General features: G+C 30.2%; 21 protein-coding genes. 17 read left to right on the top strand and 4 right to left on the bottom strand.

What is annotated here, in order from left to right; genetic code table 11:
- From ATE90_RS12220 to ATE90_RS12160, 14 genes are all read left to right on the top strand, one after another.
- The gene (locus ATE90_RS12220) at nucleotides 1-843 is read left to right on the top strand and encodes a universal stress protein (protein WP_036784350.1); all 843 of its coding nucleotides are present in this window, start codon (nucleotides 1-3) and stop codon (nucleotides 841-843) included.
- Nucleotides 844-930: 87 nt separating this feature from the next.
- Complete coding sequence (locus tag ATE90_RS12215; RefSeq protein ID WP_036784348.1) at nucleotides 931-1,761, top strand: universal stress protein; 831 nt, start codon at nucleotides 931-933, stop codon at nucleotides 1,759-1,761.
- A gap of 70 nt (nucleotides 1,762-1,831) precedes the next feature.
- On the top strand, nucleotides 1,832-2,686 hold the full coding sequence (locus ATE90_RS12210; RefSeq protein ID WP_036784346.1) for a universal stress protein: 855 nt from the start codon (nucleotides 1,832-1,834) through the stop codon (nucleotides 2,684-2,686).
- Between the two features lie 11 nt (nucleotides 2,687-2,697).
- A complete protein-coding gene (locus ATE90_RS12205) occupies nucleotides 2,698-3,102 on the top strand; it encodes a hypothetical protein (RefSeq protein WP_036784344.1) in 405 nt (134 codons plus the stop codon).
- A 29-nt stretch (nucleotides 3,103-3,131) separates the two neighbouring features.
- Nucleotides 3,132-3,983, top strand: coding sequence for an ATP cone domain-containing protein (locus tag ATE90_RS12200; RefSeq protein ID WP_036784342.1), 852 nt, complete (start codon nucleotides 3,132-3,134; stop codon nucleotides 3,981-3,983).
- A gap of 3 nt (nucleotides 3,984-3,986) precedes the next feature.
- Complete coding sequence (locus ATE90_RS12195) at nucleotides 3,987-5,360, top strand: MBL fold metallo-hydrolase RNA specificity domain-containing protein (RefSeq protein ID WP_036784341.1); 1,374 nt, start codon at nucleotides 3,987-3,989, stop codon at nucleotides 5,358-5,360.
- A gap of 15 nt (nucleotides 5,361-5,375) precedes the next feature.
- Nucleotides 5,376-5,798, top strand: a complete 423-nt coding sequence (locus ATE90_RS12190) for a hypothetical protein (protein ID WP_036784339.1) — start codon at nucleotides 5,376-5,378, stop codon at nucleotides 5,796-5,798.
- A 69-nt stretch (nucleotides 5,799-5,867) separates the two neighbouring features.
- Complete coding sequence (locus ATE90_RS12185; protein WP_091952454.1) at nucleotides 5,868-6,059, top strand: hypothetical protein; 192 nt, start codon at nucleotides 5,868-5,870, stop codon at nucleotides 6,057-6,059.
- Between the two features lie 47 nt (nucleotides 6,060-6,106).
- Nucleotides 6,107-6,556, top strand: coding sequence for a hypothetical protein (locus ATE90_RS12180; protein ID WP_101451460.1), 450 nt, complete (start codon nucleotides 6,107-6,109; stop codon nucleotides 6,554-6,556).
- An 11-nt stretch (nucleotides 6,557-6,567) separates the two neighbouring features.
- Nucleotides 6,568-7,206, top strand: coding sequence for a hypothetical protein (locus ATE90_RS12175; RefSeq protein ID WP_101451459.1), 639 nt, complete (start codon nucleotides 6,568-6,570; stop codon nucleotides 7,204-7,206).
- Between the two features lie 260 nt (nucleotides 7,207-7,466).
- Nucleotides 7,467-8,708 carry a glycoside hydrolase family 3 protein gene (locus ATE90_RS13710; protein ID WP_254712324.1) on the top strand — a complete coding sequence of 414 codons (1,242 nt, stop codon included), beginning with the start codon at nucleotides 7,467-7,469 and terminating at the stop codon, nucleotides 8,706-8,708.
- Between the two features lie 14 nt (nucleotides 8,709-8,722).
- On the top strand, nucleotides 8,723-9,697 hold the full coding sequence (locus ATE90_RS13705; protein ID WP_368073605.1) for a glycoside hydrolase family 3 C-terminal domain-containing protein: 975 nt from the start codon (nucleotides 8,723-8,725) through the stop codon (nucleotides 9,695-9,697).
- 110 nt (nucleotides 9,698-9,807) lie between these two features.
- Complete coding sequence (locus ATE90_RS12165) at nucleotides 9,808-10,269, top strand: (2Fe-2S)-binding protein (protein ID WP_036784330.1); 462 nt, start codon at nucleotides 9,808-9,810, stop codon at nucleotides 10,267-10,269.
- Nucleotides 10,270-10,288: 19 nt separating this feature from the next.
- Nucleotides 10,289-12,505: a xanthine dehydrogenase family protein molybdopterin-binding subunit gene (locus ATE90_RS12160; protein ID WP_101451458.1), complete on the top strand. Its 2,217-nt coding sequence runs from the start codon at nucleotides 10,289-10,291 to the stop codon at nucleotides 12,503-12,505.
- Nucleotide 12,506: 1 nt separating this feature from the next.
- Here the strand turns inward: ATE90_RS12160 and ATE90_RS12155 are convergent, their stop codons facing one another.
- Together ATE90_RS12155 and metG are read right to left on the bottom strand one after the other, a co-directional pair.
- On the bottom strand, nucleotides 12,507-13,409 hold the full coding sequence (locus tag ATE90_RS12155; RefSeq protein ID WP_036784325.1) for a histone deacetylase family protein: 903 nt from the start codon (nucleotides 13,407-13,409) through the stop codon (nucleotides 12,507-12,509).
- Nucleotides 13,409-15,463, bottom strand: a complete 2,055-nt coding sequence (gene metG, locus ATE90_RS12150) for a methionine--tRNA ligase (protein ID WP_036784322.1) — start codon at nucleotides 15,461-15,463, stop codon at nucleotides 13,409-13,411. The genes ATE90_RS12155 and metG overlap by 1 nt, the downstream gene beginning before the upstream one ends.
- 161 nt (nucleotides 15,464-15,624) lie before the next feature.
- Here metG and ATE90_RS12145 point away from each other — a divergent pair, with 161 nt between their 5' ends.
- Together ATE90_RS12145 and ATE90_RS12140 are read left to right on the top strand one after the other, a co-directional pair.
- Nucleotides 15,625-16,611 carry a S66 peptidase family protein gene (locus ATE90_RS12145; protein ID WP_235317691.1) on the top strand — a complete coding sequence of 329 codons (987 nt, stop codon included), beginning with the start codon at nucleotides 15,625-15,627 and terminating at the stop codon, nucleotides 16,609-16,611.
- A 1-nt stretch (nucleotide 16,612) separates the two neighbouring features.
- Nucleotides 16,613-16,972, top strand: coding sequence for a YraN family protein (locus tag ATE90_RS12140; protein WP_036788077.1), 360 nt, complete (start codon nucleotides 16,613-16,615; stop codon nucleotides 16,970-16,972).
- A gap of 3 nt (nucleotides 16,973-16,975) precedes the next feature.
- On the opposite strand, the gene ATE90_RS12135 is transcribed toward ATE90_RS12140, so the two are convergent.
- A complete protein-coding gene (locus ATE90_RS12135) occupies nucleotides 16,976-18,346 on the bottom strand; it encodes a TlpA family protein disulfide reductase (RefSeq protein WP_036784316.1) in 1,371 nt (456 codons plus the stop codon).
- 107 nt (nucleotides 18,347-18,453) lie between these two features.
- On the opposite strand from ATE90_RS12135, the gene ATE90_RS12130 reads away from it, so the two are divergent.
- A complete protein-coding gene (locus ATE90_RS12130) occupies nucleotides 18,454-19,248 on the top strand; it encodes an SDR family oxidoreductase (protein ID WP_036784314.1) in 795 nt (264 codons plus the stop codon).
- Here ATE90_RS12130 and ATE90_RS12125 read toward each other — a convergent pair.
- Nucleotides 19,245-19,604 (bottom strand): hypothetical protein, encoded by a 360-nt coding sequence (locus ATE90_RS12125; protein ID WP_036784312.1) that lies wholly within the window; start codon nucleotides 19,602-19,604, stop codon nucleotides 19,245-19,247. The genes ATE90_RS12130 and ATE90_RS12125 overlap by 4 nt on opposite strands.
- Nucleotides 19,605-19,678 lie beyond the last annotated feature (74 nt).

Below are 19,678 nucleotides of genomic sequence, written 5' to 3'. Positions count from 1 at the left end.
ATGAAAAATATTCTTTTACCGACAGATTTTTCAGATAATTCATGGAATGCCATTCAATATGCAGTTGAATTATTTAAAGATGAAAAATGTAATTTCTTTCTATTGAACACATATACTCCTATTATTTATAATGTAGAGTTCATGGAAGTAAATACTGCAAAGTTTGGTTTAATTGATGCCATGAGAGAAACATCAAAAAATAACCTAAATAAAGTTCAGCAGAAAATTGAAAATAAGTTTAACAATCCAAACCATAGTTTTAGTAAAATTTCTTCATTTAACACTTTAACTAATGAGATACAAGAACTGCACGAGGGTAATGTAATGGATCTTATTGTTATGGGAACTAAAGGAGCATCTGGTTTAAAAGAAGTCTTATTTGGATCTAATACAGTGCATGTAATTAAAAATGCAAAATGCCCAGTTTTAGCGGTACCTAGTGAGTTTGTTTTTGAATCTCCTCGCGAAATATTATTTCCATCAGATTATGAAGTTTCTTTTAATGAAAAACTACTAAAGCAAATTTTAGATATTACGAATTTGTATAATTCAAGAGTTCATATTTTAAATGCTTCATATGGTTATGATTTATCTGAAAAGCAAGAAAAAAATAAAGAAAAATTAGAGGGATTATTTAAAAAAGTTGCCCATTTATTTCATAGTGTGAGTAATCAAAATGTAACAGAAGCAATTTCTAATTTTCAATTAAAAGTCCGGATTAACCTATTAGTTTTGATTAATAACAAACATTCTTTTTTTGAAAATCTTTTTTTTAAATCAACAATTAATCAAATAGGTTTTCACTTAAATATTCCTCTCCTAGTAATACCCTCTAAATTATAGATTTACTTGGTTTTGAAACTGATTAATATCCTGGTTTAAAAGAGTATTCAAACTTAATTTTAAGGTTTAACTTTTAAAATAGATTCTATGCAAAAGAAAATATTGTTGTCTACAGATTTTTCTGATAATGCATGGAATTCTATTATTTATGGATTAAAACTCTTTAGTAGTGAAACATGTAAATTTTATATACTTCATGCTATTCAGATAAAAAGTCCAACCATGTCAAGTTTTTCTAATAGGTTTTCAAAAACAGTGCGTGAAACTGCTATGAATGATTTATTGGATTTAAAACAAATGATAGAAAGAGTTAATGCAAATGCAAACCATAGTTTTGAAATAATTTTAAGCACTCAAGAATTAAAAACAGCTATCGAGTCAGCGGTTAAAAAGCATCAAATAGAAATGGTTGTCATGGGGACCAAGGGAGCAATTGGAGCAAAACAAGTCTTTTTTGGTAGCAATATTGTTAGTGTTATTAGCAAAATGAGACTTTGTCCAATTTTAACAGTTCCAGATAATTTTGAGTTTGTAGCTCCAAAACAAATAGTTTTCCCTACGGATTTTAATCGGTTTTTTGACGAGAAAGAACTGAAACCATTAATAGATATTGCAAATTTATACAATTCAAAAATAAGTATTCTTCATATTAACAATGAAGAATATTTAAATGAAGTTCAAAAGTACAATTCTAAAATACTCAAAAGTTATTTAAAAGAATATGAGCATAACCTTTATTTGATTCCGCATTACACAAAAAAAACAGAAGAAGTTAATAATTTTATAAAGGACCTAAAAATAAATCTGCTTGTTTTGGTAAATTATAAACACAGTCTTATAGAAAATATCACAAAAGAACCGATTATAAAAAAAATCGGTTTTCATCCGATCGTTCCTTTTCTGGTCATTCCAGAATAACTGATATATATCATTGTTAAGCTAATAATACTTCTTTAGCTTTAGATTAATAAATTTAAAAAATATTTTGATGAGATATAAAATATTATTACCAACAGATTTCTCAAAAAATTCTTTACATGCTATAAAATATGCTTTAGAACTCTATAAAAATGATAATTGTGATTTTTATATTTTAAATGTTTTTTATGCCACTGGAAATATAGCAGAAAGTCTAACGCATCTAGAACCAGGAAGTGAGTTACATGAAATGGCAAAAATAGAATCCGAAAATGGTTTAAAAAACATTGTTGATAGGCTGAACACTCAAGGATATAAAAATAAAAAGCATCAGTTTAAAACAATTTCGACTTTTAACAACCCATTAGAAGCAATTAAAAATATTGTTGAAAAAAAAGATATCGAAATGATCGTAATGGGTACTAAAGGAATAACTAACTCTAAACTCCTGGCCTATGGTAATACAGCAATTTATGTGATGGAAAAGGTAAGAAATTGTCCAGTAATTGTTGTTCCTGAAAAAGCAAAACAGCATTTACCAAAGGAAATCGTATTTCCAACAAGTTATAAAACACATTATAAGCGGCGCGAATTAAATTATCTAATAGATATTGCTAAAAAATGTGAAGCTAAAATTGCTGTTTTACATATTTTAGAAGAGGAGAATTTAGATGAAAATCAAAAAGAAAAACAGCAAATGCTTAAAGAGATTTTTGAAGGTGTAAACTATTCTTTTCACGAATTAGGCAATAATTCGATAGAATCTGCAATAAATATTTTTATAGAGAGTAGAGATAGTGATATGGTAGCATTTATAAATAAAAAGCATACTTTCTTCGGCAGTATTTTAAGACAACCTTTAGTAAAAGAGATGGGATTTAATTCTAAAGTTCCAATACTAGTGATGCACGATTTAAGAAACTAAAAACAGACAAGATGATAAATACAGGAATTTGGCTAGATAAAAACAAGGCACTTATTGTTTCACTAACAGAAGAAACAGAAGTCTTTAAAACAATTATATCAAACGTAGAAAATTTTCATATTCATGGAGGATCCGGAACACGTTTTAAAGGAGGTCCGCAAGATGTTGTGCAAGACAGCAAATATTTAGAAAGAGAAAAACATCAATTTAAAGTTTATTTTAAAGAGATAGCATCAGAAATAGAAGGTTCAGATGGAATACTAATTTTTGGACCAGCAGAAGTAAAAGATAAATTTAAAAAAGAATTAGAAAGCTCATATGAAGAAATTAATGTAAAAGTTAAAGATGTTCAAACGGCTGATAGTATGACAGATAATCAGGTAAAAGCTTGGGCAAGAGACTACTTTAAAACTTAGTTTTTTAATTCATTTTTTTTGTTTTCAATATGAATGATAAAGACATAAATATCATAAAGTATTCTGGGAAAAAAGTAAAATTTTCTAGCAACAAGCTATATACTTCATTAAAACGAACTGGAGCAGAAGACGCTATTGTAAATCAAATTATAAATAGGGTAATAAGCGAGTTATATGAGGGTATTTCAACAAAAGAAATTTATAACAGAGCATTTGCATTACTTAAAAAAAAGGAAAGTCATTTAGCCTCTAAATATAAATTGAAAAAAGCAATTTATGAATTAGGTCCAACAGGTTTTCCTTTCGAAAGGTTTGTTGCTGCTATTTTAAAATATTCTGGGTTTACTATTGAAGTAGGAAAAACTCTAAATGGTAAATGCGTTACACACGAAATAGATGTTATTGCAAACAAAAACAATGAAACCACAATTATAGAATGTAAGTTTCATGGTGAGCAAGGTTTAAACTGTAATGTTAAAATTCCTTTATACATTAACTCTCGTTATACGGATGTTAAAACGCATTGGGAAAAAAACAATAAAATAAGGAATATATTAGCAAAAGGTTGGGTTGTGACAAATACAAGATTTACAGCAGATGCAATAAAATATGGAAATTGTTGTGGACTGTATTTGTTAAGTTGGGATTATCCAAAGAATAATGCCTTAAAAGATAGAATAGATCGTTTAGGATTGTACCCCATAACTGTCTCTACATTGCTTACGAAAAGAGAAAAACAATTTTTGTTAAATAGAAATGTAATTTTATGCAGAGATTTAATAGATGACGTTTTTTACTTTGATCATTTAGGGATTTCTAACATAAGAAAAGAAAAAATTCTAAATGAAATTAAGCAATTGTGTACTAATAAAAATCATTAAACAATGGAACATTTTGCGAAAGTCAAATTTTTGGGAGCTTCTGGGGTTGTAACAGGCTCTAAATTTCTTATTGAAACTTCAGAGAAAAACATACTTATAGATTGTGGGATGTTTCAAGGATTAAAAGAACTAAGGGAGCTTAATTGGAAAGATTTGTCTGTTAATGTTAGAGATATAGATGTTGTACTTTTAACACATGGCCATTTAGATCATGTTGGTTATTTACCAAGATTAGTAAAACAAGGATATATAGGGAAAATTATAGGCACAGCGCCAACATTGGCAATTGCACAAATCATATTGAATGATAGTGCTAAAATTCATGAAGAAGAAGCAGAAAAAGCAAATAGAGAGCATTATTCTTCGCATAAAATTGCTTTACCTTTTTACACACTTAAAGAAGCAGAGAAGACCATTAATCAATTTGAAGTAGAAATAGAAAATAAGTGGATTGTTTTATCTGAAAACATTTCATATCGTTTTCAATATAATGGACATATTATTGGTGCAACTTTTATAGAATTAGATATTAAAGGAAAGCGTTTTGTATTTTCTGGAGATATTGGTAGAAGTAATGATTATCTTTTAGAAAATCCAAAAACACCAGAATGGGCAGATTTTTTATTTATTGAAAGTACTTATGGAAATAGATTGCATCCAAAAGAAGATGTTGAAGATAGACTTTCAACAATAATTATAGATACTATTTTTAATAAAGGAAATCTTATTATTCCAAGTTTTGCTGTTGAACGTTTGCAAACACTTATGTATATTTTATGGAAATTGTACAAGAAAAACAAGATTCCAAATATTCCAATTTTTGTTGATAGTCCCATGGGAAATAGAGTTTTAGATGTTTTTAACCGTTTCCCAAAATGGCATAAATTACCTCAAGAAGAATATAATGAAATGTGTAATCACATAAATATTATTCAATCATATAAAGAAACATGGGAAACAATTGATGATAAAAGATCTAAAATTATAATTGCTGGAAGCGGAATGGTAACAGGAGGTAGAGTACTTACGTATCTGCAGCAACTTATAGGCGAGCCCTCAACAACAGTTTTGTTAGTTGGTTTTCAGGCAGAAGGCACTCGTGGAAGACAACTTTTGGAAGGCGCACATGAAATTCGTTTTTATGGTAAATATTATCCTGTAAAAGCCGCCGTAAAAAACTTAGGAAGTTTGTCTGCTCATGCAGATCAGCAAGAACTATTAAACTGGATGAAAGACATTAAAAATATTCCAGAAAAAGTTTTTTTAATTCATGGAGAGCCAACAGCTATAGACGCTTTTCGAGTAAAAATAAAAGACACCTATAATTGGGATGCAACGATTCCAAAATTAGAAAGTGTTGAAGAACTTGTAATCTAAGTAATATATAATAAAATGGAAACAAAAAATATTTTTAAAAGCTTTAATGAAAACAAATCGATTGAAGAATTAAAGTATAATATGCTTCAATTTAAAACAAGATTAGAAGAATTAATTATTGAATGTAAATTTTTTAAGAACCTTATAGAAGCATCAATTTATAAGTCAAATTCAATTAATTTATTTGAAAACTTAGAGAAGTTTAAAAAAGATATGAAATGTTTAGAAAAAGAAACTTTAGAGTTATTAAAAGATATTAATTCGCATTCAAACTCAATTACAAATAAAATTGAATGTGAAGACTTGGTTTGTGATAATTTTTTCATTGGAAGTCACGATAGATTGGAGGAAAAAATTCAGAAGTTATTTATTAAATCTATGAATTTAAAATTCAAATGGTTTCAATATTTAGAAAGTGTATTCAAAGTTAAATTTTAAATTATTCTTTCAAACTGATAAAGATCATTTTGTTAAACGGTATTCCTTTATAATTTAGTGAGGGAAAAAATGAAGGCTCTAAACATAAAGAATTTGGCAGTAATTCTTTTAATCTTTTCAAATGCTATTGATAGAAAAGAAATGTTAAAAGCTGCCGATAAAAATGGTGTTTTAAACTTGAATCTTCGACAAAATAAAGTAGAAAATGAACAACCAAAAAAATTATTGAGGTTGTTTAAGTACTATTTGTTTGGTAGTTAAGATTTTAGTACAGTTTTTAACTAGGTAATAAATTTAAAAATAATATTATGAAAGCAACACGGACACACACAAATTTCGTAAAATGGTTGAGTGCAGAGGATATGCACAATGATTCTAAAGAATGGGTTTTAGAACTTGAATTTTTAAATGATGAATATCTTTTTTTTGAAGATTTAATGAGATCTTATACACTTCAGCTAATTGATTTGCAAGATTATTCTAAAAATAAAAAAATTATTGAGGCAATTGGTAATTCTAGAAAGGAGAATGACAATTTAAAAGAGTTAATAAGAGAGCATGAAAATAAACTTGAAATTTTAATTGATGGAGTTGACCAGCCAAATGAAGAGGAAGCATACAAAAATGGACATAAATCACTTTTAATTTCGTTTAAAAATCATTTAAAAGAACATAAAGAACTGAAGTATAGTTTATTTGGCATAATAAAAGAAATTAAGAAAAAAGAAAAACAAAAAAGGTTAATAAATGTTGAATAAAAACACAAAGGATGAAAAGTTTTCTTTTTTTATTATTTACATTATTAACGAGCTGCAGTTCTATAGAACTTATAGAGATGTGGAAAAATCCAAAAATAGATTCACTTTCTGTATCTAAAGTTTTAATTGTTGGTATGACTTCAAATATGGAAGCTAGAAAACAATTTGAAGAAAAGTTAAAAAAAGAATTCGAATCTAGAGATATTGAAGCTGTAATGAGTTTAGATTTATTTGAACCAACATTTACCGCTGAAAAAAAATCTAAACAAGAGTTAAGAATTGTGGAACAAATTTTAGCAACTAGTTATTTTGATGCTATTTTATTTACAAAAATTAAAGGAATAGAAAACAAAATAGTTTATTCAGAAACATTTAAGCAAAAGGATTATTTAGATATAAAGTTTAAAGATGATTATTATTTAAATCAAGAAATTTTTTACAATCCAGAGTATTATAGAAAGTTTAATATTTACCATGCAGAAACCTCATTATATTGTATTTGTCCCATAAAAGAGCGCGAATTAATTTGGAAAGGATATATAGATATTGTTCATCCAATTTCGATTCAAGAAACAGTAAATGATTATATAAACCTACTAGTATTTGTTTTGGAAGAAGAAAACCTTTTAAAGAAAAAAGACATAGAATAAAGATTTTTAAAAAACACCTGTAGAAAAATTGTTAAGAAAAATAAGAATCCGTCCATTTGTGGACGGATTCTTTTACGTTTTGAGAATCTACTGCCGATTGTATCCATAAATAGATATTTTTAAAGGGAAAGCTATTTTAGGATGGACTATAAATAGTTTAAAAAAGGACAATGCTAAATAATCGTCTTTTTTATTCTAAAGAAAATTCATAGTTTCGAAACTTCATTCCATTATTTCTAATTTAAAAATGTCAATAAGCTATGAAAATAAAATTTACTCAAAGGTTATTTCTAATTATTGTAATCTCATGTTTTTATGTCACCTATGCAAGCGCTCAACATAAAGAAGTAGATATTCAATTAACAGCTACGAAATTAACTTCAATAGCACTAGATGCTAAAATCGATAGTATTATAAAAATACTGACGTTAGAAGAGAAAATAGCAATGACACATGCGCAATCTAAATTTAGTACAAAAGGTGTTGCGAGATTGGGCATACCAGAAATTTGGATGTCAGATGGTCCCCATGGAGTGAGAGAAGAAATTAGTTGGGATTCTTGGAGTCACGCAGAATGGACAAATGATTCAATTACAGCCTTTCCTGCATTAACAGCCTTGGCGGCGACATTTAACCCAGAATTATCTGCGAACTATGGTTCTAGTATTGGTGAAGAAGCTAGATATAGAAAGAAAGATGTGCTTTTAGGTCCGGGGATAAATATATACCGAACACCAATGAATGGTAGAAATTTTGAATATTTGGGGGAAGATCCTTATTTGGCTGCAACCATGGTTGTTCCTTACATAAAGGGAGTTCAAAAAAATGGTGTTGCTGCTTGTGTAAAGCATTTTGCATTAAATAATCAAGAACATTGGAGAGACAAAATTAATGTAGAATTAAGTGATAGAGCACTATATGAAATTTATTTACCCGCTTTTAAGGCAGCAGTTAAAGAAGCAAAAGTGTGGTCTATAATGGGCGCATACAATAAGATTAGAGGGCAATATGCCTGCCATAATGAATTACTATTAAATAAAATTTTAAAAACGGATTGGAATTTTGATGGGGTTGTAATTAGTGATTGGAGCGGAGCGCATACAACAGAAGAGTCTGCAAAATACGGTTTAGATATAGAAATGGGAACAGGAACAGATGGTTTAGGGACTTCAACCGCAAACCACTATGATAATTATTATTTAGCAAAACCATTTTTAAAAGCAATTAAAAAAGGAGTTTTAAGCGAAGATTTATTGGATGATAAAGTTCGAAGAATTTTACGATTAATGTACAGAACCAATTTAAGTTTTAATAGGCCTTTAGGGAAACTTAATAATAAAGAACACCATGAAGTTGCATTAAATGTTGCAACTGAAGGAATTGTATTATTAAAAAATGAAGATGATTTTTTCCCAATTAAAGATGATAAAACAATTACAATAGCAGTAATTGGTGAAAACGCAACGAGAGTTATGGCTCCCGGCGGGGATCATCAGAATTAAAACCTCAGTTTGAAATTTCTCCTTTAGAAGGGATTAAAAAAAGGTTTAAGAATGCAAAAATTATTCATACGATGGGGTATTCTTCTGGTCCATCTGTTTATGATGAAGTAATTCCAACTAAATTAAATCAAGATTCATTGTACGTGAAAGCTATTAAAATTGCTAAAAAAGCTGATGTTGTTCTTTTTATTGGGGGTTTAAATAAAAATCATTTACAAGATTGTGAAGGAGACGATAGAGAAATATTTCAACTTCCTTATCAACAAGAAAAACTAATTAACGGAATGTACGAAGTAAATAAAAATATAGGTTTTCTTTTATTAACTGGTAATGCAGTAGAAATGTCTTGGTTACCTAAAACGAAAGGGGTTTTACAAACTTGGTATTTAGGAAGTATGGCGGGAGAAGCAATTGCTCAAATTATTTCTGGTGATAAAAATCCTTCAGGAAAATTACCTTTTTCATTTCCTAAAAAATTAAAAGATAATGCCGCGCATTTTTATGGAGAAACTTCTTATCCAGGAGTAAATATGACTCAACATTATAAAGAAGATATTTTAGTAGGATACAGATGGTTTGATACTAAAAAAATAGCACCTCAATATGCTTTTGGATATGGATTGTCTTATACAAATTTTAAATTTTCTGATATTAAAACAGATAAAAATGTGTATTCTTTAACAGATAAAATTACCGTTCATTGCACTGTTACAAATAACGGAAATAGACAAGGGGCTGAGGTTATACAAGTATATATTGGCAAATTAAATTCTGACGTAAAAAGAGCCTCAAAAGAATTAAAAGGATTTAAAAAAGTATTCTTAAAAAGTTATAAAAAGGAGACTGCAAAAATAGAAATCAATGTTTCAGATTTAGCTTTTTATAATGAGAAAATTTCAGACTGGGCAGTTGAAAAAGGGACTTATTCCATCTATGTAGGAAATGCATCAGACAGCATATCAGAAACAATAAAAGTAACAATAAAATAAAACACGGTATTTAATTTTAGTCAAGTTATTATAAATTCAAACTACTTGTAGGCTAGAATAAAGAAGAAATAAATTTTGTAACTTTCAACATCAATATAAAATTACTCTCTATGCCTAACTACACGATACATGTCAACGGAAAAGAACGCTTTGTAACGGCAGATGCAGATACACCTCTGTTATGGGTTTTAAGAGATGAACTTAACTTAGTAGGTACTAAATTTGGTTGTGGAATTGCACAATGTGGTGCTTGCACTGTTCATTTAGATGGAGTTGCCACAAGAAGTTGCCAAATGCAAGTTTCTATCATAGAGGATGCAAAAATTACTACAATCGAAGGTTTGTCTGATGATGGTAAACACCCCGTACAAGAAGCTTGGAAAGAACTTGACGTGCCACAATGTGGTTATTGCCAAGCAGGACAAATTATGACGGCAACAGCATTCTTGAAGGAGAATAAAAATCCTTCAGAAGAAGAAATTAGAGTAGCAATGCATGGAAATATTTGTAGATGTGCGTCTTATAATAGAATTGAAAGAGCGGTTAAAGTTGCTGCAGAAAAAATGTCTTAATTAACGAAACTACTCAAAAATGAAATCTCAAAAAATAGATAATTTTAGCAGAAGAAATTTCTTAAAAACTTCGATTTTAGCAAGTGGTGGAATGTTAATTGGTTTTAATTTGCTCAAAGCATGCAAGCCAGAGGCAGTAATGCCTGTAGATATTGAAAGTTTAAATTTCAATGATTTTAATGCTTTTATAAAAATTTCTAATGATGGTTATATCACTGTTTTTTCTCCAAATCCAGAAATTGGTCAAGGTGTAAAAACATCAATGCCAATGATTATTGCAGAAGAATTAGATGTGGAATGGAGCAAAGTTAATGTAATTCAAGGGGTATTAGATACCAAAAATTTTAAAAGACAAATCGCAGGAGGAAGTCAATCAATACGTTCAAGTTGGGATGCTTTTAGACAAACGGGAGCAACTGCCAAACAAATGTTAGTAAATGCTGCTGCCATAAAATGGAATGTAGATGCATCAACTTGCAAAGCATCAAAAGGAATTATAACAAATGCAAATGGTGATAAACTTGGTTATGGCGAGGTTGTAAAAGAAGCAGCGTTATTGGAAGTTCCTGAAGACGTAAAACTAAAAGAAATTAAAGATTATACTATAATTGGGCAAGAAATTGTTAATGTAGATATGGATAAAATTATTTTGGGGAAACCACTTTTTGGCTTGGATTATAAGGCAGAAGGCATGGTATATGCTTCTGTTTTAAGACCACCAATTTTTGGACAAAAATTAGAAAGTTTTGATGCTTCTGAAGCAAAGAAAATTAATGGTGTTTTAGATGTTATAACAATTGGCGAAAAAGTAAGAAAGTATATCCAATTGGGTAAGAAGAACTGGACATTTAAATTGTCTGAAACAGATAAAGTTGTTGTAATTGCAGAAAATACTTGGGCGGCAATTAAGGGTAAAAAAGTACTTTCCGCAATTTGGTTAGATGATACTAAATTAGAATCAACAGAAGATCACGATAATATTTTAACAAAAATTCTAGACACTAAAAAATCGAATATTAGACGTGAGGATGGTAATGTTGAAAAAGCATTTTCAACTGCGGATAAAGTTGTTGAAAAAACGTATCACTCGCCTTTTTTACCTCACAATTGTATGGAACCAATGAATTTTTATGCAGATGTCACTGCAGATAAAATTCATTTAGTTGGCTCTGTTCAAACACCCGAATATGCAGCAGCGGTTGTAGCAGATATGTTGGGTTATGATGTAAATAATGTTCATTTAGAAATGACTAGAATGGGCGGTGGTTTTGGTAGAAGGTTATATGGAGATTTTGTGTATGAAGCTGCAGAAATATCAGCTGTAATTAAAAAACCGGTTAAATTAATCTCTACAAGAGAAGATGATATGACGACAGGTATTTACAAACCTTCTGTAAAATATAGAATAAAAGCTGCTTTAAAAGATGGAAAAGTTACTAGTTATCATTTAAAAGAAGCGGCTATTGGTAGCAATATGTATGGCTCAATACCTAATTTTTTTCCTGCAGGATGCATTCCTAATTACAAAGTTGAAACAGGTAATTATAAAAGTAATATTACAACAGGAGCATGGAGAGCGCCATATACAAATTTCTTGGCATTTGCAGAACAAAGTTTCTTTGATGAATTAGCAATAGAATTAAATGTAGATCCAATTCAATTACGGATAGATTTATTACAAAATGTAAAAGAGACTGATGATAAAAGAATAGAATATTCTGGTCAAAGGATGGAAGATACCATTAAATTAGTAAGAGAAAAAGCAAACTGGGGTGAAACACCTGAAGGAGTTTATCAAGGTTTTGCAGCCTATTATAGTCATAATACACATGTTGCAGAAATTGCAGAAATCGAATTAAAAAATGGTTTGCCAATTATTAAAAAAGTCACAGTCGCTGTGGATTGCGGGGTTGTCGTAAATCCATCAGGCGCAAGAAACCAAGTTGAAGGAGGAGTTTTAGATGGAATAGGACATGCAATGTATGCTGATTTCTCTTTTAAAAATGGAAAACCCGAACACGAAAATTTTGATTCATATAGATTAATTAGAATGAATGAAACTCCTCAAGTTGAGGTTCATTTTGTGAAAAATAATTTATCGCCCACCGGTCTAGGAGAGCCTGGGTTACCGCCTGCAGGAGGTGCAGTTTCCAATGCGATTAATGCAGCTTTAGGAAAAAGAATGTATAAGCAGCCTTTTGTAAAAGAATTAAAAAAGAGGAATGTTCTAGGTTAAATTAAAAATAAATTTCTTGTGCTAACCTAAAAGTATTAGCGTGCGCATTTACAATAATATTTATATCTTTAGAGTAACCTCCGCCCATAGAACACATCACCGGAATTTTTAAATCGAAAGACGTTTGTAAAACGAATTTGTCTCGCTCTTTACAGCCTGCGATGGTTAGCCCTAATTTACCTAATTTATCAGTTTCAATAACATCAACACCACATAAATAATAGATGAAATCTGGTTTTTCTTGATTGATGAGCTTTGGAAGGGTTTCTTTTAAAATGGATAAATATTCGTTGTCTTTTGTGTCATTTTCTAAAGCAATATCTAAATCACTCGTTTCTTTTATAAAAGGATAATTACTTTTTCCGTGCATAGAAAAGGTAAAAACGGAAGTGTCATTTTTAAAAATTTCTGCAGTTCCGTTTCCTTGATGTACATCTAAATCTACAATTAGAATCTTCTTGACTAATCCTTTTTGTTGCAAGTATCTTGCACCAATTGCTTGGTCGTTTAACATACAAAAAGCTTCTCCACGATTTGAAAATGCATGATGGGTTCCGCCAGCAATATTCATTGCAATTCCGTTTTTTAGTGCAAATTCAGAGGCTTTTATTGTTCCATCTGCAATAATCATTTCTCTTGCGACGAGCACTTCAGAAAGCGGAAACCCAATTTTTCTAGCTGCTTTTTGTGAGAGTGTAATATTTAATAAATCGAAAAAATATTCTGGGTCATGAACAGTAAAGAAATGTTTGTTATTCGGAATTTTAGGCTCGAAGAAATTTTCTTCTACACAGGTTCCTTCATAAATTAATTGCTGTGGCAACAGATCATACTTTTCCATCGGAAAACGATGACCTACTGGCAGCTCGTGTTTGTAAATTGGATGGAATGCTATTTTTAGCATTAACTAACTTCTTGTCCGTTTTTAACTGCCTTGTCCGGCTCAACAAAAGCTAATTTTCCATCTGGTGTATCTGTCATTAAAATCATTCCTTGGCTTTCTACCCCTCTAATTTTTCTTGGCGCTAAGTTTACGAGTACAGACACTTGTTGACCAATAATATCTTCTGGTGAGAAACTTTCGGCAATTCCAGAAACAATGGTTCTTGTATCAATACCAACATCAACCTTTAATTTTAAGAGCTTCTTTGTTTTTACTACTTTTTCGGCTTCTAAAATCGTTCCAATTCTAATATCTAGTTTGGTGAAATCTTCAAAATCGATGGTTTCTTTTTGCGGTTCTATAACCTTATTCTCTTGTTCGTTGGCAATTTTAGTTGCTTGCAATTTTTCGACTTGCGCTTCAATAGCTTTGTCTTCAATTTTAGAAAATAATAATTCAGCTTTGTTTATTTGATGACCTGCTGGCAATAAAATAGCTATTTCAGTAACGTTTTTCCAAGACAGTTTTTTATCAATATTTAAAATATTTTTTAATTTTGTTGAGGTAAAGGGTAGAAATGGCTCGGACAATATTGCTAGTGCTGAAGAGATCTGTAGAGCAATAAACATAATTGTTTTTACGCGTTCTTCATCTAATTTTATCACTTTCCAAGGTTCTTCATCCGCCAAATATTTATTTCCAAGTCTTGCCAAGTTCATTAATTCTTGAGAGGCTTCTCTAAAACGATACCTTTCAATTGATTTTCCAATGATATTAGGAAATTCTTTTACAGCCGCTAAAACGTCTTCATCTACCTCTGTGAAATCATTTGGAGCTGGAACAATTCCATTGTAATATTTATTTGTTAGAACAACCACTCGGTTAATAAAATTACCAAAAATAGCAACTAATTCGTTGTTGTTTTTTGCTTGAAAATCTTTCCAAGTAAAATCGTTGTCTTTACTCTCTGGTGCATTTGCAGTTAAGGTATACCGCAACACATCTTGTTGATTTGGAAATTCTTCTAAATATTCGTGCAACCAAACGGCCCAATTTTTAGAAGTTGATAATTTATTTCCTTCTAAATTTAAGAACTCATTTGCAGGCACATTTTCAGGTAAAATATAATCTCCGTGCGCTTTTAGCATCGATGGAAAAATAATACAGTGAAAAACAATATTGTCTTTCCCTATAAAGTGCACTAATTTAGTATCGTCTTTTTTCCAATAGTCTTCCCAGTTTTTTCCTTCTCGTGCAGCCCATTCTTTGGTGGATGAGATATACCCGATAGGAGCATCAAACCAAACATAGAGTACTTTTCCTTCTGCGCCTTCTAAAGGAACAGGAATTCCCCAATCTAAATCGCGAGTTACAGCTCTTGGTCTTAAACCATCTTCTAACCAAGATTTTACCTGTCCGTAAACATTTGGTTTCCAGTCTTTTTTATGACCTTCTAAAATCCATTTTCTTAAAAATGCTTCATGTTTATCTAAAGGTAAAAACCAATGTTTTGTTTCTTTCACAGTAGGTGCGTTTCCGGTAATAGCAGATTTTGGATTGATTAAATCTGTTGCATTATGACTGGTTCCGCAGTTTTCGCATTGATCTCCATAACTTTCTTCAAAGCCACATTTAGGGCAAGTTCCCACCACAAAGCGATCTGCTAAAAACTGATTCGCTTCTGCATCATATAGTTGTGCAGAAGTTTCCTCAATAAAATCGCCATTCTTATAAAGCTTTGTAAAAAATTCAGAGGCAGTTTCATGATGAATTTTAGAAGAAGTTCTTGAATAATTATCAAAGGAAATTCCAAAATCAGAGAAAGATTGCTTGATTATTCCGTGATATTTATCAATAATATCTTGAGGAGAAACACCTTCTTTTTTAGCTCTCATAGGTATTGCGACACCATGTTCATCAGAGCCACAGATGTAGGCAACATCTTTACCTGTTAAGCGCAAGTAACGTGCGTAAATATCTGCAGGAACGTAAACGCCCGCTAAATGACCAATATGAATTGGACCATTAGTGTAAGGTAAAGCTGCGGTAATTGTATATCTTTTTGGAGTATTCATCGAATTTTCCTTGATTTAATTTGTGGTTTGATTGTTGCAGGACAAAAGTACAAAAAACCGAGTTTTAAAACCGATTGAAATTTGATACATTTACAATAGTTAGAATTTTACATTGTTAGAACTAAGAAGCAAGATTTATTTTGAAGAAACCTATTCTATTTATGACCATATTATTGATGACCTTTTCATCAATAATCGCGCAAGAAAAATTAAAAACTCCTCCATATTTGCAAGTAGGAGATACAATCGCAATTGTTGCGCCTGCAGGAATTTTAAAAGACAAGCAAGAGATTATTGAAAAAGCGAAACAATTGGCAGAAAGTTGGGGTTTAAAAGTGGTTTTAGGTAAAAATTTATTTAATCAGAATAATCATTTTTCAGGGACAGATTATGAACGTTGTATTGACATTCAAGATGCTTTAGATAACAAAAACATTAAAGCAATTTGGGCAGCAAGAGGAGGTTATGGCTCTGTAAGAATTCTGGATAAATTAGACTTTACTAAGTTTAAAAGAAATCCAAAATGGATAATAGGTTATTCAGATATTACTGCTTTCCACAATCACATTCACACGCTAGGTGTAGAATCTATTCATGGGATGATGGGTACAAGTTTAAGTGATGAACTTGAAGATATCATTGAAACGGTTTCATCTTTGAAAAAAGCAATTTTTGGAGACGATCTTTCATATACAATTGCTTCATCAACTTACAATAGAAGTGTTTATTCGCGAAGTCCAGTCAACGCAGTAGAGGGGCAAGTTATTGGAGGGAATTTGGCGATTCTGTCATCAATGTTAGGTTCTCAAAGTCAGTTAAATACTGAGGGTAAAATATTATTTATTGAGGAAATTGGTGAGTATAAATATGCTATTGATAGAATGTTACAAAGTTTAAAAAGAGCTAAATATTTTACACAAGTAAAAGCTGTTATTGTTGGAGATATGACAAAAGTGAAGAAGAATACTACTGCTTGGGGAAGTTCCATTGAACAATTAATTTTGGATGTTTTACCAAAAGATATTCCTGTTTTATTTGATTTTCCTGCAGGTCATGAATTAGATAATAGAGCCTTGATTTTTGGCAGGAAGATTGAGCTAACAGTAAAGAGTGATGGCCAACAATCTTCAATTATTTTTAAAAAATAAAATGGCAGACCATAATGAATTAGGCAAGAAAGGAGAACAACTAGCAATAGCTTTTTTAGTTAAAAACGAGTACAAAATCCTAGAAAAAAATTATCGCTTTCAAAAGGCAGAAGTGGATATTATTGCTCAAAAAAAAGATGTTTTAGCCGTTGTTGAGGTAAAAACAAGAAGTACAACTTATTTTGGAAATCCACAAGATTTTGTAAATCCTAAGAAAATAAAGTTATTGCTTTCTGCTATTGACAATTATGTGGTTGAAAAGGATTTAGATGTTGAAGTGCGTTTTGATATCATTGCAATCATTCATCAAAAAAAGGAAACAAAAATTGAGCATTTAAAGGATGCTTTTCTTCATTTTTGATAATTATTTTTTATTAAAAAATGCTTTTACATCTTTTATTTCATTTGGCTTTGCAATAATTTTTTTATTCTTATCTAAAACAAAATAACTTGGTGTAGAAGAAACTTGATAGGTTCTTGAAATTTTATTTTGCCATTTATTTAAACCTAACACATTATGCCACCCTAAAAGATTTGTTTTAGAGTAATTTTCCCAAACAAAAGAGTCATCTTCTAAGGCAAAAGCAATTACTTTTATATTCTTTTTGTTTTCCATGTAAGAATGCAATAAAGGGATTTCACGTAAACAATGAGAACAACTTGTACTCCAAAAAACCAACACATAATTTTCCGCATCATTTAAAGTAGAAAGGTTGAAGGTCTTATCATTTTCTTTCCAAGAAAAATCAGGAGCAATTCTGCCAACTTCTGTTATAAATAAAGCTACTTTTTCAGATTTAAACTTTTTATCTTGTAAATTTTCTGGAAGCTTATTGTATTGATTATCAAATAGATAATCTATGATTTCTAAATTTTTAGAAGCTTCAAATTCTTCTATTAAAAACTCAATTACATCTTTTTTATAAGGTTGACTGTCAATCTTAGAAAGTACCGTTTCTAGAGATTGTTTAAATAATTTTTGCTGGGTTTTTTTGTCATCAGAAAAATTGATGTAAAATACATATTCTAAAATTTTATTCGTTAAAAAAGAAGAATTCATTAACGTCTTATTAGAAAAATCTAAAGCATTAAAGTAGGAGTTTTTTAAGTTGGACATATAATCATTTACAGAGGTCAAAACTCCTTTTGGATTGCTACGTAAATTAGCTTTTATAAAGGGAGCAACATATTTTTTTTTAGAAATATCTATAAATTTGTTTTGAATAGAATCTACGTTTTTCTTTGCTTTTTTGTAATGACTTTTTAAATCTAAATTTGGGTTTTGTAATACGGCGACTTGGATAGAGTCTACCTGCTGTTGTGCTATAGAAATAGTTTCTATATACTCATTAAACAACTTGTTTTCTGATGATTCTAAAAAATCAATAGATTGTTCTGGATAATCAGGGTTAAAAACAAAGGAAACATCTTCTTTGTTGTAAAAAAAATCTACAAAACTTGCTCCCTCTAATCTGTAATTTATTCTATATGCACCGGATTTGGCAGATGAAGGAATTTTTAATTCGAAATTACCAGCAAATTCTTTTTTACCATTTATATCTATAGAATCACCTTTTATCGAAGTATTGTTTACAAATATTTGTTTTGTCCCTTCAAGTTTATATAAAATAATCCAATCACTTTTTTCAATTTTAGGACTCATAATTCCTTTAACTGTATATTGTGCATTAGCAATTGAGGATATTAAAAGCAGAAAAGTAAAAATATTTTTCATGATTATTTTATGTTGGTTTTATTCTTGATATATCAATTTTTAAGAAGTACACCAAAAGTACTATTTCTGCATTAAAATAGGTATATTGTAATGTTAAAAATGAAATCATGAACTTTTCTGATAAAATAATTTGGATTACTGGTGCTTCTTCTGGGATTGGAAAAGCCTTGGCTCTAGAACTCTCAAATCAAAATGCAAAAATCATTTTGTCATCAAGGAAAATAGAAGATTTAGAATTAGTTAAAAGTGCTTGTAAAGATCCTTCAAAAGTAAAAATTATTGTTTTAGATTTAGAAGATTATAATAATTTACAACCGAAGGTTGATGAAGCGCTGGCGGCTTTTGGCGAAATCGATATTTTAGTTAATAATGGGGGAGTTAGTCAAAGATCCTTTGTAAAAGACACTCAAATTGAAGTTGATAAAAGAATTATGGATATTAATTATTTAGGAACTGTAGCTTTATCAAAGGCAGTTTTACCGTATTTCATCAAAAATAAAACCGGTCATTTTGTAGTAACTACAAGTATTGTTGGTAAAATAGGAACTCCTTTGCGTTCCAGCTATGCCGCAAGTAAACATGCTTTACATGGGTTTTTTGATAGCTTACGAGCAGAACATCATCAAGATAATATTGCAGTAACTTTAGTTTGTCCAGGTTTTGTAAATACGAATATTTCTAAAAATGCATTAACAGGAAATGGAACTCCACAACAAAAAATGGATGTGGCGACGGCCAATGGAATTGACCCTAAACATTTTGCTAAATTGATGGCAAAAGCGATTGAAAACAAAAAAGAAGAAGTTTATATTGCTGGTGCAAAAGAAAAATTAGGAGTGTATGCGAAACGTTTTTATCCGAAATTCTTTTCTACAATGATAAGAAAACTGAGTGTTACTTAATCTTTAAAATATTCTAAAACTTCAAAATAAGATATAATTGCTTCTTTCATTAATACGGTTTGTTCACCGGCTTTTAAATTGGGTAACTCAGTAAGTGATTTGTAGTGTGGCCAACCATCATCATCAAAAAAATCGAATTCATAATATCCATACGATTCTAATAATTTACAGATGGCAATGTGCATAAGGTTCATTTTTTCGTCTTTTTTAAAAGCTCTATGACCTTGGCCTAATTCCTGTACACCAATTAAATAGAGGATTCCGTCTAAATTTAATTCATCTCCTTCAGAGAAATCGTTGGTTAGTTTTGCTACTAAAAAATCCCACTTTTCTTTTAAATTACCCACTTTAGCCATAAAAAACGTTTAAAGAGCAAAGATACAATGCACATTTTTAAATTGTAAAAAAAAGATGTAGGTTTGAAGAAATT

Origin of the sequence: Polaribacter sp. Hel1_33_96 (genome assembly GCF_002846595.1) — a bacterium.
Taxonomy (GTDB): domain Bacteria; phylum Bacteroidota; class Bacteroidia; order Flavobacteriales; family Flavobacteriaceae; genus Polaribacter.
The sequence above is the reverse complement of the archived record's forward strand: the minus strand, read 5'-3'. Positions and strand labels throughout refer to the sequence as shown.